Origin of the sequence: Butyrivibrio sp. NC3005, from assembly GCF_000424545.1 — a bacterium.
Classification (GTDB): Bacteria; Bacillota; Clostridia; order Lachnospirales; family Lachnospiraceae; genus Butyrivibrio.
Window position 1 is genome coordinate 1 of record NZ_AUKC01000026.1, and the last position, 13,696, is coordinate 13,696.

Sequence of the window (13,696 nt, forward strand, 5' to 3'; positions counted from 1 at the left end):
ATACGATTTTTAGGCTTTACATTCATTACTTGGTTAAGTTGTTCATCAGAATAATATCTATAACCACTTGCTGTAGTATGATGTGGATGAAGTTTTCCGTTAGCATCCCAATTTCGTAATGTCTGCGCAGATACACCTATAATCTTTGAAAATTCATGTATAGAATAATATTTACTCAAAGTGCTAGCTCCTTTCAATATTATTATACATCAGCAAACCATAAAAGTCAACATCTATTTATATAGTTTTATAAGTATTATTCAACAGTTATTAACCCTCTATTATTTAATATGAATACATTTCTTTTTGAGTTTGATAATAAGTATAGTAAACTTTTTTTGCATTCATAAGCTCATTAAATGATCCAGTTTCAACAATCGTTTTTTTATCCATAACAAATATTCTATCAACATCTTTGGTAAGTCCAAGCCTATGTGTTATATATATAGTTGTAATATCATTGTCACACTTTTCGTTTATCGCTTTATATGTATTGATTTCAGCAATAGGATCAAGAGACGCTGTAGGCTCATCTAATATCAGTACTTCTTTTTGTTTGCTCATAGCTCTGCAAATTGCTATTTTTTGCCACTCCCCTCCTGAAAGATCCACATGTTCGCCAAAATCTTTTCCAATAATAGTGTTTTCTTTTTCAGGAAGCCGATCTATATTTTTTGAAATATCCAAATCATAATCAGAGTCCTTATCGTTGTCAAAAAACACGTTTTCTTTGACAGAAAGACAAAATTTTGCAAAATCCTGGAATACTACTGAAAAGAGTTCTTTTCTTTGAGCAGGACTTAAATCTTCTGCTTTAACCCCGTTTACTAATACCAAACCTTTAGTTGGCTTATATAATCCCAAAATCAACTTTATAAGAGTAGTTTTACCAGCTCCATTTGAACCTACTAATGCAATTCTTTCACCTCTTTTTATACTAAACGAAATATTCTCCAATGCGAATTCGTCAGATTTTTCATATTTAAAATAAACATTTTTAAACTCGATACAATCTTCTTTTTTCAGATTTATTTCTTTTCTATCCAGATCACACTTATAATTATTTACTTCAGAAAAAATCTTCTTATAATTCATATAATTTCTGAAATTTGACGATATTTTTTGCACTTTATAAAGAACATGAAAGCTAAACATTTCCCCAGATATTGATACAAAATTTCCAATTGAAATACTTCCTTTTACAAACTGAACAAGTACTATCAAAAGGTTGATAAACATAACCAAATACTCACTTTTTCCTAATAGCGCCCCTAAAAAACCACATTTCAACTTCACTTTTAGGACTTTGTCATCAACCTTCTTCTGATTTGCTTTCCAATCGTTTAGCATAAATTTTTCTGAATTAAAAGCTCTTATTTCTTTCGCATATTCTCTTGATCTAAGAATTGAAGACTTGTAAAAAATATGTCTTCTTTCAGAATCAAAGCAACGCGACCTGTAAAACTCTTTATTCGATAATTTGAAGGAATACCAGACAACAAGTGGTCCTAATAAAAAAAATGTGAATACAAGATAAACAGAAATACGAAAAATAATGGCTATTAAAACTAATAATTGAACTATTTCAGAACAAAAAGATACTATAAGTGCATACTTCTCCTTGTACAAATTATATTCCTTCAATTTTGAAATATAATTGATTGATTCTTCCTCATACATGTAATAGGGGATTTTTTTTATAGTATCAGAGATTTTATGTTCCCACTTTTCATCAAGAATATGGTTTATTTGAATGATTTCAAACCTCGATAAGCATTGTAAAATCGGAATAAAAAATGTAATCATCCATAAAAAAAGCGCAGTAAATAAAGTTTTAGAATCGATTTTTCCCTGAATTTTCAATACCACACAATCAATCAACTTAGCCTGTGAGAAAACAATAAACGAAGAAGCAAATGCACAAATTATTTCTATAAGTACTACTAGTATTTGATTCCAATGATAATTCTTATTATTCATTTTATAATCTCTCCAAGTTAATGTAGTTGTTGTAGTATGCTTCTCTAATACCTTCATTAGATATTATTATACCCAACACAAATGCGCATCCCTGATATGTTATTGATGGAATATAAGATACATCCTTCACCATAGGTAATTGCATTATTTCCCCCATTTAATTCTTCAGATATTTCACTATATCATACTAGCAGATGGTAGTTCATAGCACTCAGGAATTTCTAAATAATCAAAAATAGCATTTAATGTTTGTTGCTTTGGCTTAGTTTGTTTACTCACAATTCGCTGTATTGTTCTTGGTGATACTCCGCACTCAGAAACATCTTCAATAGATTTTTTTGTTTTCGCCTATATACATCAATAACCTGAGACTCACAATATATCTTGGGAATATTGCATAATAAAGCAAAGTTCTCTTTTACTTTACTTCTTTCACTTGTTTTATTATTTCCACATACATAAGTTGTTCTTGCAATCCCCAGTTCATTTTCCAATCTTTTAGCAAAATATAAAAGCCAAAACTTATTATCTGTATCCAGTTCTGATTGTTCAATATATTTTATCAAATCCCAAACATTATTAGATAATTCATTCATTTCGGCAGAAAAATTTTTTTCTATATTATCACTATAATACTCATATTCACTCTTATAAAAAGCCAAAATATAATATAATTCCTCTATTGATAACAAAAAATTGTCTATTCTTTTCTTTTGAAAATCTGGAATAGTTTCTTTAATTGCCATAAAATATAGATATCTAACATCACTTTTTGGATTAATCTGAAGTAACACTTTTGCTTTTAATGCATATATCATTTGTCTTTCTATTGAGCTAACTTCGTACTCAGAAAAACATTTTTGGATTTCATTGATTAATTTCAAAGCAGTTTCATTAGCTCCGATATCTACACATTCCACTAGCCTCCAATATTTTTCCCACATACTATACTCATCATAATGCACATATGCAATTCTATTCTTTTGCGAAACTCCTAATCTAGAAAGAAATCTATTTCTAATCCAAAATCCAGGACAGGATTTTCCCTCTTCATAGTAATGATATAAAACCCTGCTACATATTCCGTCGCATACCCTACCTTGGGGGATTCTTTTTTGCTCCCTAATATACTTGATATATTCGCCAAATTCAACTCTTTTCATCATGATATGTACTTGCCCCTAATGTCGAATTAATCAGTCTGTCGATAACTTCTTTTTAACCTCTCTCTTTTAACACTCCACCTTTAATTCATTGTAACTAGATAAAAACATTAAATCAATGACATTTCTGTTAACTAAAAGATGGATTTTTTCTTTTAGAAAAAATCCATCCCTAAAAAACATCATTCAATGAATGTATGACTTCTTGTAACTTACATTCAGAAACTCGCATTTACTGCGAGTTTCGTGAGAACAAAAGTCAAGTGGCAAACTGGTCCAAGGCGAAGCCTTTTCAAATGGCCAGTTTGCGTAGTTTTTGGAACGTAGTGACAAAAATCTATATATTCTTATATATCCAATAGTAATTATCCTCTGTATGATCCTGGCTCATCTGCTGCAGAGAAATCATATAGTATACAAAGAATTTCCCGCTCAAATACCAGTCCAGATTTTGTAAAAATCTAACGAAATTATTACAAAAACAAGATACTTTCAGCATACCTATACAAAAATTATCGAAAATCCGATATAATAAATATATTGTATTTTCGTTTAAGTATCTTTTATATTTCAAAGATTTTGATTTTATTTTCGTCAGTTATAATTTTCAATCGATTCTATTTTTTGATAAAAGAAAGGTTAAATATATGATTAGGAAACGTATATTTAGGAAAATAGCTTTAGGAATAGGAATTACTCTTTTTAGTAGCTTTCTTACTACAATACCTGCACAGGCAGGTGAATATATTCTATTTGAAAACTATGAAGCGTTTGGATATATGTCCTATGCAGATAGAAATCCTGATTTAAAAAGCGCATTTGGCTATAATAAAGATGCCCTTTGGAATCACTATGCCAGCAGCGGTTGTCTTGAAGGAAGAATAGCAACTGTCGATAAACCATCCATCTTAACAGTTAAAAATTTTGATGCCGCACGCTATGCTACAGATAATCCTGACGTAGCCGCCGCAGTAGGAACTTCCCCAAAAGCTCTATTACATCATTACAAAACAGCCGGATATCTTGAAGGAAGACGTGTATTCTCGACCGACCGCAGAATCCAAGGTGTCCTTGATGTATGCGACATTGCAGCCAGTATAACAAACTCATCTATGAGTGACAGAGAAAAAGTCAAAGCGGTTCATGACTGGATGTGTCTTAACTTGTCCTATGATAATTCGCTTAAGTACTATAGCTATTTGGACGCAGTGAACAAAAAGACAGCAGTATGTCAGGGATATGCTGAAATGTTTGATTTATTTATGCACATATTGGGAATTGAAGACAGAATCGCAACTGGCTCTGCCAGTAACGGAGTACGAAGCGGTTCTCATGCATGGAATGAAGTAGAGATAGAAGGAAAACTCTACGCAATAGACGTAACCTGGGATGACACTGGCGAAATCGGAATTCCTCTAAGATATACTTATTTCCTTATTTCACCACAGCAAATGAATATTGATCATACTGAAGACGATTATTACTGGATTTACAAAAATATTTACATTCACTAACTTTAGCCAAGAAAGAATAATTTGCAATACTATAGGTTTTGAAATCTATATAGTCCGTTTTACTGTTTGTATATTTCGTCGCAGACACGCTTTCGCTTGATTATAAACGTAATGGTACATAAGGTTCTAAAATACAGAACCTAAGTAAATGCGGCATAATTTAAACACTTTTAAATTATGCCGTCTGCCGTAGGCAGATTTAAAGGCATTATTTATGCCTTTAAACCCCAGACCAAACAAACTTTTTACAAAAGTTCTTTAAAGTGGAAACTCTTCTTTCCTGTTGCATAATCTCCCACAATATTGTTATTACCAATAAGCTTATACTTATATGTTACAAGTCCCTCCAAGCCAACTGGTCCTCTTGCATGAAGCTTTCCTGTGCTTATTCCTACTTCTGCACCAAATCCATATCTAAATCCGTCAGCAAATCTGGTAGAACAGTTGCGATATACTCCTGCACTATCTACCATTTGTTCAAAATATTCTGCCACCTTATCATCACCAGTCATAATAGCATCTGTATGATGTGATCCGTAGGTATTAATATGTTCTACAGCTTTCTCCACATCATCAACAAGTTTAAGCGAAATAATCATGTCGTTGTATTCAGTTGCAAAATCTTCTTCCTGCATTATTTTCTCATAATCCTTGACCTTATCCGTCTCTGAAGGTACTGGTATTTCCCCGTTAGACAATGCTGCAAGTTTTTCGAACACTTCCTTTGTGGCTCTAACCTCCACATTATTATTTTGCAAAGCTTTATATAGTGCCAGAAGAAACGAATCTGCAACTTTTTTGTTTATAAGTACTGTCTCAACCGCATTACATGCTGCTACATACTGCGTTTTGGCATCGATTATGATATTAATAGAGTTTTCAAAATCTGCTTTTTCATCAACATAAATATGACAAATACCACTTGAATGTCCCATTACAGGAATCTTGGTATTCTCCATAATATACCTTACAAATTTGTTTGACCCTCTTGGTATCAGCAAATCCACTTCCCTGTCACAAGCTAAAAGTTCATCAATTTCATTGTGAAGAGTAACCTGCATCAGACATTCACCTGGAAGATTAGCCTTAATGACACTCTCTTTTATTATGTCAAAAAGGATTTTATTGGTATTAACAGTCTCTTTTCCACCTTTTAATATCGCACAATTTCCACTCTTGATACACAAAGATGCCACCTGTACCATCGCATCAGGACGGGCTTCGAAGATAACTCCGATAACACCAATTGGAACTGTCACTCTTGTAAGTACAAGGTCTTTATCAAGTTCTCTATTAAGCAGAACTTTTCCTACAGGATCACTTAATGTAATAAGCTGCTTCAACCCCTCTACACTGTCAGAAAGCTTGTGCTCGTCATACTTTAATCTTTTCTGAATGGAAGCTGCCACATTATCTTTTACAGCATTTTCCATATCTTTTCTATTTTCTTCAAAGATTCTGTCCTTATTTCGCAAAAGGCCTTCGATAATATATTCTAAAGCCTTATTTCTTGTATCAATACTGCTGGCTGCAAGTTTTGGTGCAACCATTTTCATTTTCAAAGCTTCTTTACTTATCTCCATAAATTCTCCTTTTAGTCTAGTAGTTTTCTTACTTCCTCTGCATTATAAGTGACATTTGATACATGTTCTGTCTCTATCAGAAAAAGAGCATGAGCTGCAAGATGCTCTGCTGCCTGTTCCAAATCTCTTACACCAGAGACATTTTTATAATGCTCTACAACCTCTTTGGCTCCGTCCTCTGTTACGACACACTCACTTCCCATAAGTCCAAGCCTCTTCAATACTTTTGGCAAAGAGAATTTCAAGAAAATAGTCTTCTTCTCCTCCATAGTATAGTCAGGGAGTTCTATCACCGCAAATCGAGTAAGAAGCGGTTCTGAAATCCTACTCTTATCATTTGCAGTCGCTATAGGATAAACACCACCTGTAGGAATCATACATTCCATATAGTTATCAGTATAACCCAGATTATCCAACAAGGTTAAAAGCGCATCCGCAGGATTTCCTGCAGCAGAATCGCTGTCTGCTTTATCAAGTTCATTAATAATAAATACAAGGTTAGACTCTCTTGCTTTAGAAAAAGCCTCCATAATGCTTCCAGGTTTTGCATTAGCATATATTCTAGAACTTCCAGTAAGCTGTTCCGGATCATGAACTGCGCTCATATCTAAAGTAACCCACGGAAGTCTCAAAATCTTTGCAACAGCATATGCTATCTGCGACTTACCAGTACCGGCAGGACCTATAAGTAAAAGACCATATGCCGGAAGTCTGTGAGTTCTATTTATCTGGATAATAGTCTCTATTATACGCTGCTTAACCTTCTCCATACCATATATTGTCTCATCGAGAATCTCTCTAGCCTTCACAGGATCTATCGGCTCGAAACTCGAACTCTTCCAGCTGATATTCAGCATTATAGAAAGCGCTCTTTGAGCATGTCTTCTCTCTTCTTCACTAACTTCACTAGAACTTGCCACCATAAGATTTCTCTTGGCCCAGCTTCTGATATTGGATGGAAAAGTCTTACCCGCACAGTCCAAAAAATCTCTGATACTCTGAAGACTTGTAAGTTTCATATCATCGTCATCATCCATATCTTCATCCACATCTCCTGCGCACATAGCCTCTCTCTGGAGCTGACTGTTAAACAAACGCTGCATCATAAACTGCAAAAATCCATCTCCTGCAGAAAGCTTTGAATGTGAAGGATTATCCACTTCTCTTATCTTATAAACAGCAAATCCTTCCTCTGTATCTGTGCCCGATAACTGAACTAAAATATGATTAATACCCATCCACCTGATAAACTGCTCGAAACGTTTATCAATCTTTACAATATCAGATCTTACCTCTTTGGTCTCAAAACAGGTTCTCTTCTCAGGATCTATAAAGCTTCCTGTAATGTGATGTTCAAAAAATCCATCCTTATTATCCAATACCAATATAGGATATATTGCACTGGCAGTCTTTTCATTTGAATAGTAGGTTGTATATGTTATATTCCCACCACTTTTCTGCCCGTTTTCCTGTTCATTATCCTTATTATCATCCTGGCTAAAATCAAATACTCTTCCTGACATAATCCCCGTCACCTTTCTTTTCATCTCTGCGCAGTACTACCGTGTTAATAAATAAATACCATGAAAAAAGCCTTTGCGTCAACCAAGAAAAACGGTGAGTGGCTTCAAAAATAAAATTTGAACCACCCACCGCTTTTTTATGAAATATATCTATACAAAGTCCCCATTACTTATCACTTTGTGTCTTATTAGTACACCACTTCTTTGAAAAATCAAACAACAATTTTTCACTTTCAAGACCTTGCGTGTACATTATTGGAGTTTCCATGTACTTGGATTTTGTAAACTGCAGTATTTCTAACCAGTCACGCTTAGTAGTAAAAGCATACTCTGGAGATGAGATTCCTGTACAGAATCCATAATTTTCAGCAAATTGAGCATCCAATCTAAGTTTATGAAAAGATCCAAAGCTATAGTTATTCTCAGCAATTCCCTGTTTATCCATATGTGTTAATAGTGCGAACATTTCCAATTCTGTTGCATTTCTAGGATCAACTTCATTCACCTTAACTTCACAATTATCACCGATTAAAACTATAGGATCTTCAGGTGTAGAATTTTTGGAGTAGCTGGCTATATATACATTTGAGCCAAAAGAAACAATTCCAATTCGCTCACCGCCCTCCGTAGGTGAAACTTTATATGTTGCCTTACCACACATTGCAGATTCACTTGTGTCAGAAGATGGTTTTGAAACAGTAGTTACATAAGGAGACGTTTTAGCAGTAGTTTGACGAGTTATATTCACATTTATAGACATGGCATACCCTCTTTTTTTACTTAATCAAACACAAATCTTATATACTGCATCCTTTCCAAAACTATTATAATCTCAAAGTAGTGTATCTGCAAACTGTTTTTCGTTAATTTTTACAACTCTATAAGTCCCCTATAATACATCACATAGCCGATTGTTCCAAATCCCTGATTATTAACTCCCCGCCATCCATCTCATATACCATGTCACATATCTCTGTATCTTCAGCATAATGACTGGCCATTATTATAGTTTTGCCTTGATTTTTCAGTTCTAAAAGAATTCGTTTAACATCTTTTATGCCATTTTTATCCAATCCATTCATAGGCTCGTCCAGAATGATAAGATCAGGATTTTCCATTATTGCCTGAGCAATTCCAAGTCTCTGACGCATTCCAAGCGAGAACTTTCCTACCTTTTTCTTACTCTTTGCATCCAAGCCCACAATTTCAATAGCTTTCCTTATTTCATCATCTGATATGATATTTTTAATCTTAGCCAGATAATGAAGGTTATCGAAGGCATTGTATTCTCCTAGAAAGCCTGGTGTCTCAATTATCATTCCGAGGCTTTCCGGAAAGTCAACATCAATTCCTATCCTTTTACCTTCTACTACTATGCTACCTGAAGTCGGTCTTACAAGTCCTGATATAATTTTAAACAAAACAGTTTTTCCCGCACCATTTTTCCCTATGATTCCATAGATCTTACCCGATTCCATTGTAAGATTTATATCTTTTAATACCTGTTCATTTTTGAAACTTTTTGACACATTTTTCAACTCTATAATATTCATAACACAAGCCTTTCACATTTTTCATTAGAAATCAATGATTTTACAGCCAGAAACAACACAATCGATATCACAGCTTCAATAATTCCAATTCCTATCCCTGAATATACAGTGTTGTCAATATCCTTCAATCGTATATACATTCCACTTATGCCTATTAAATTATTATCTGACACTGAAAAAACATATAATAATCCCTCAAATACTACCAACACACCTGGACAAATCGAATTCTTAAAAAGAACTCCGCTGCATATCAATATACTAATATACATCTGCAGGTGCATATAAAAAAACACTATTATTAACAAATCATTCATTAATGAAATGCCATCTCTTTGCTCTATTATTACTAATTCCAAAGCGCTAAATATATAAATCAGAAAGATACTAAACTGAGTATTAAAAAAATAATTTCTCCACCATGTTTTATAATTTTTATAGCGATATATTTCGAACAAAAACATTCTTTGATTATTCAACATTTCATAGCCGGTAATGAGAAAATACATTGCAAAAACAAACAGCCACTTTCCCATTGCAAGTACATTTATATCACCATAGTTATACTCTACTCCACCATAAATATTACAAACTATGTTTTTACATCCCACATTCCATATAATCATAAAAACTGAAAATAAAAAAATGATTATAACTTCAAATATTATAGTTTTTTTCTTCATTTTCCCTCACAGTTAATTGTAAGATGACGTATCTTAACCTATGCACCCACAATATCACAATATTTAATAGCCTTGTTAGTTACCGAAGAAAACAATATCAAACAAAGAAGAAGTACTGCAACCGATGAAAAAATCTCGACAAAAGAATTTCCCGGAAGAACAATTGTCGGCATAGCCTTAGCCATGAGTGAATAATCAGACACCAGCATAAAACCCTCTTTCATCAATTCATAATTCACAAAGTGAAAAACAATCGCTATTACAACTCCTGTATTCTGCTTAAATATTATGCAGCACATATACAATGCATATTCGAGAACTAATCCATACAATAAGCTGCCAAGCAGTGTTATTGCAAAAATAGTCAAAGGACCTCCAGAATGCAATAATTCGATATTATTAAATCCTATTTCAAACGATTTCTCATACCTTATTCCCTTGCACATATCTACCATAGCATTGCTATAACAATTTGCAAGATAACCTTTTGCAAATCCGAATACTATTGATGAAATAGCTATAACTGAATAATAAACAAATCCCTGAATAAGTAGATATAGCTTAACTCCTCTATTCCATATTATTTTTTTCGTTCTGTAAAATACATTTATACTGTCTTTATCTAGATAAGGGGCATTAGAGATTACCAGAATAATACCAAGCGCCATCAACAACATAGAAATATTATCATTACCGATTATAATGAACAGTTCCAAAACATTGATATTCTCACTTATAACATCCGCATACTGAAGATATGACATTCCTTTCCAGATCACAATGCATATTCCAACAAAAAATCCAAGCCAGACCTTAACTTGTCTGACCTGGACTCTGAAAAGATATGAACACACCTGCAATTCACCTTTCAGATCACTCAACTTTCATTCTCCTCTTGATTCCAATGTAAGCAGCTATACTCATAAGTGCTATATATACAATTTCCATCAACACAGCTAGAGGATAAGACTGAATATCATCTCCTCTTATTAAGAAAATTGGATTTATGAACTTTATCTTGTAAAACATCACCCACATAAGCTCATATACAATAAAAGGGCATATCAAAGCCATGTATTTATTGCAGGTCCACGCTGCAAACGCAAGACTACAGATTGACCAAATAGCACCGAACAAAAATCCCAGTATCACCTTGCCGCACAGAACATACCAATCTCCATAATGAGTAATATAATATTCTATTCTTGTTCCTTGATACAAGCCAGTTGTAGGCATACCAGGTTCTCCGACACTATAAGCAAGCAAACACATAATCAGCATGGGCAGTGCAATTATAAGTCCACCTGTAAATCCCACTGTGATAATTCTCATTTTTGCAAACTTTTTAGCTTCCATTCTGGCTGCTATCATCTTAATATATCCGCTGGAACATTCACTGCTAAATGCTATCGAATACGCTATTGACGGAAATATTGCCGCAAATGGTGTGAAACCTGATAAAGCCGTTGCTGCTACTATAATCTCGTAGCAGCTAGGATTTAGGTCAAACGGAATATTCTGTTCAATAGCTCTTGCGAAAATCAGGCAAATAATTATAAATGCAAGGTAAAAACCTTTGCATAAAAATGCTCTTTTTAAATCAATCCAAAAAATCTTTTTCATCATTCTATCTCGCCTGTTAAAGCATTAATATAAACACCCATAGACATTAAAGACTGCATATCTGTACTATCAGATACAGAATTCTGATCGGTCATAAAATACCAAACAGGAGTAAGTGTTACAGTTTTCCAGTCCTTTGTTTTTGCCAGATAACCAAGGCCGCACTTATTATATGTGAATCCTTTGTCCGGTACTATAAGTCCTTTTTTCATATAACGTTCCACACTAGAAACAGCCTCACCAAAGCTTATTATAGACTTTTCTTCTTTCTTCAATGTCTTCCAAAGGCATTCTTCAGCATTAATATAAAAGATGCCATCTTTACATATTTTCACATCAATATTGGGCTCAACGCCTGAATTATAAGAAAATAATTTTGATACTATAGGAGAATTTTGATAACACGGATAGCAATTGAATTCATAATATCCGTCTCCGTCTGCTTTTGCGACACTTTTAACATCTTTTATTACACCGCCATCTCCAAATGCTGATGATAATTTATCTATTACATCTTTTTGTGCCTGATTAATTGAATATTCACCTATTTTATCTGCCACAGGAACTCCGTCAAAACCACCTTCAGTAGCGCCATTATCCCATTGATTTCCATATTTTTTATCTAAAGTTTCATTTGTAAAATTAAAGTCTGATCCGATAATTTCTATAGATAAATTTTCACTTTTTATTTCAGCACTTCCATTCGCAACTGTATGATTATATGAGGAAGATTCTCCATTGTCAAAATCATCATTTACAGACATATCAGAACTTTTATCAGAAATACTTACCTCACCTTTACCATCCATAAAAGTCTTATTTATATTATCCATTGAGAGATTTTTTACATCAGATTCAACTTCTGCAACACATATACTTTTTTTATCATATCCTTGTATATCGCTATCTATATTAAATTCGCGATCTTTTGCTTTTACTGTATATTTACAATGGTATACATTATCTGACTGTGTTATACCTAATGTTTTCTCATCAACTTCACTATTTTGGGTACTGTCCTTGGCAAAGCTTACCCCATTTTCATTCTGAGCTACTGGTGCAGACTGACATCCAAAAAGCATGCTGGTGCAAACCCCAACAACAAGCATAATTCTAATACTCTTTTTCATTGCATTCCTTTCTCCTAACATAAATAGTTTTAAGTTACTGCCTGCAGACAATTAGCAGTATACACCCTATTTTTGCGTTTGTGTGGCAAACGACGTGAAAAGTGCCTGAGACGACGTGAATAGCATGTTTATTTAATTTTTTTAATCGTTTTTTGATTTTTTTTGTAAAAAAACATTTCCCCCCTTGACATTGCATAATTATAAGTTTAATATTTTTTATGTTTCTATCAACTTTAGCCCATTTATATTGCTTATATTATGATGATGACACACATATATTATGCTTGGAGTTTTTTGGTAACAACTGTTCTTACATTTCTATTCTTGTTATTTCTCAAGGGAAAATTAACACTCAATTCCCGTTTTAGCATGAACACCTATCATGTACTGTCTGTATCATTTGCGATAATTTATTCCATTGTTTTTTTAATACAAAAGTACATATTTTTTTCTCTTAAACTTCATTTTATAGTAATGTTTTTTCTGTATTCACTTTTTTGTGTATTTTCTTTGAAGGACACATTTCTAAAAAGATATTCTTCGTCAACTACTATTTGACTATGTTACTGATAGCTCATTCTATCAGTCTTTACATACTGACTACCTTATCGAATTTGAGCCTTTCTAAGACTCTATTTGGAGCAAAGTATTATTTTGCAAACACAATAATAAATCTAGTTATTGTGTCCATACTTATATACCTTTCGAATTTCATTAAATGGAAAGATTTTAACTTTTCTATCTCACATACACTTTTTTATATGTTGCTTTATGCTTTATTCTTCTTTTACTGTGAGAATATAATTTCAGTGATAATTTTTTCTTACAAAAAGTATCATAGTAAATTCATGGTATCAGAATTGAATAAGTCATTGTTTTTTTACTCGATTTTATTTTATGTTGTTTTACACCATATTTATTTGTTAAAGTGTTCTAACGCACAA

General features: G+C 33.2%; 14 protein-coding genes. 1 reads left to right on the plus strand and 13 read right to left on the minus strand.

Translation table 11 applies throughout. From position 1 onward, the window contains the following. The 5 genes from G634_RS21975 to G634_RS0108230 all read right to left on the minus strand — a co-directional run. Window positions 1–179, minus strand: a 179-nt coding sequence (locus G634_RS21975) for a MerR family transcriptional regulator (protein ID WP_155830537.1), incomplete at its 3' end; no start/stop codon positions are given. 106 nt (window positions 180–285) lie between these two features. Then, complete coding sequence (locus G634_RS0108225; protein WP_026504886.1) at window positions 286–1,980, minus strand: ATP-binding cassette domain-containing protein; 1,695 nt, start codon at window positions 1,978–1,980, stop codon at window positions 286–288. Between the two features lies 1 nt (window position 1,981). Next, entirely contained in the window at window positions 1,982–2,125 is a 144-nt protein-coding gene (locus G634_RS21370) for a hypothetical protein (RefSeq protein ID WP_196805307.1), read from the minus strand. A 32-nt stretch (window positions 2,126–2,157) separates the two neighbouring features. Further along, window positions 2,158–2,259: a hypothetical protein gene (locus G634_RS22110; RefSeq protein WP_196805309.1), complete on the minus strand. Its 102-nt coding sequence runs from the start codon at window positions 2,257–2,259 to the stop codon at window positions 2,158–2,160. Beyond that, the gene (locus G634_RS0108230; protein ID WP_026504887.1) at window positions 2,256–3,146 is read right to left on the minus strand and encodes a hypothetical protein; all 891 of its coding nucleotides are present in this window, start codon (window positions 3,144–3,146) and stop codon (window positions 2,256–2,258) included. The genes G634_RS22110 and G634_RS0108230 overlap by 4 nt, the downstream gene beginning before the upstream one ends. 644 nt (window positions 3,147–3,790) lie before the next feature. Between G634_RS0108230 and G634_RS18515 the strand changes: the two genes are divergently transcribed. Further along, window positions 3,791–4,657: a transglutaminase domain-containing protein gene (locus G634_RS18515; RefSeq protein WP_051233773.1), complete on the plus strand. Its 867-nt coding sequence runs from the start codon at window positions 3,791–3,793 to the stop codon at window positions 4,655–4,657. 245 nt (window positions 4,658–4,902) lie between these two features. Here the strand turns inward: G634_RS18515 and G634_RS0108240 are convergent, their stop codons facing one another. The 8 genes from G634_RS0108240 to G634_RS0108275 all read right to left on the minus strand — a co-directional run bounded on the left by G634_RS0108240 (window position 4,903) and on the right by G634_RS0108275 (window position 12,752). Continuing rightward, window positions 4,903–6,240, minus strand: a complete 1,338-nt coding sequence (locus tag G634_RS0108240) for a glutamate-5-semialdehyde dehydrogenase (protein WP_026504888.1) — start codon at window positions 6,238–6,240, stop codon at window positions 4,903–4,905. A gap of 11 nt (window positions 6,241–6,251) precedes the next feature. Continuing rightward, window positions 6,252–7,763, minus strand: coding sequence for an AAA family ATPase (locus tag G634_RS18520; RefSeq protein WP_081676556.1), 1,512 nt, complete (start codon window positions 7,761–7,763; stop codon window positions 6,252–6,254). Between the two features lie 166 nt (window positions 7,764–7,929). Continuing rightward, a complete protein-coding gene (locus G634_RS0108250) occupies window positions 7,930–8,523 on the minus strand; it encodes a hypothetical protein (RefSeq protein WP_026504889.1) in 594 nt (197 codons plus the stop codon). A gap of 139 nt (window positions 8,524–8,662) precedes the next feature. Next, entirely contained in the window at window positions 8,663–9,316 is a 654-nt protein-coding gene (locus tag G634_RS0108255) for an ABC transporter ATP-binding protein (protein ID WP_026504890.1), read from the minus strand. Next, the gene (locus tag G634_RS0108260) at window positions 9,313–9,999 is read right to left on the minus strand and encodes a hypothetical protein (RefSeq protein WP_026504891.1); all 687 of its coding nucleotides are present in this window, start codon (window positions 9,997–9,999) and stop codon (window positions 9,313–9,315) included. The genes G634_RS0108255 and G634_RS0108260 overlap by 4 nt, the downstream gene beginning before the upstream one ends. 38 nt (window positions 10,000–10,037) lie before the next feature. Continuing rightward, entirely contained in the window at window positions 10,038–10,880 is an 843-nt protein-coding gene (locus G634_RS0108265; protein WP_026504892.1) for a hypothetical protein, read from the minus strand. Next, window positions 10,873–11,622 carry a hypothetical protein gene (locus G634_RS0108270; RefSeq protein ID WP_196805311.1) on the minus strand — a complete coding sequence of 250 codons (750 nt, stop codon included), beginning with the start codon at window positions 11,620–11,622 and terminating at the stop codon, window positions 10,873–10,875. The genes G634_RS0108265 and G634_RS0108270 overlap by 8 nt, the downstream gene beginning before the upstream one ends. Further along, window positions 11,622–12,752, minus strand: a complete 1,131-nt coding sequence (locus G634_RS0108275; RefSeq protein WP_026504894.1) for a hypothetical protein — start codon at window positions 12,750–12,752, stop codon at window positions 11,622–11,624. The genes G634_RS0108270 and G634_RS0108275 overlap by 1 nt, the downstream gene beginning before the upstream one ends. Window positions 12,753–13,696 lie beyond the last annotated feature (944 nt).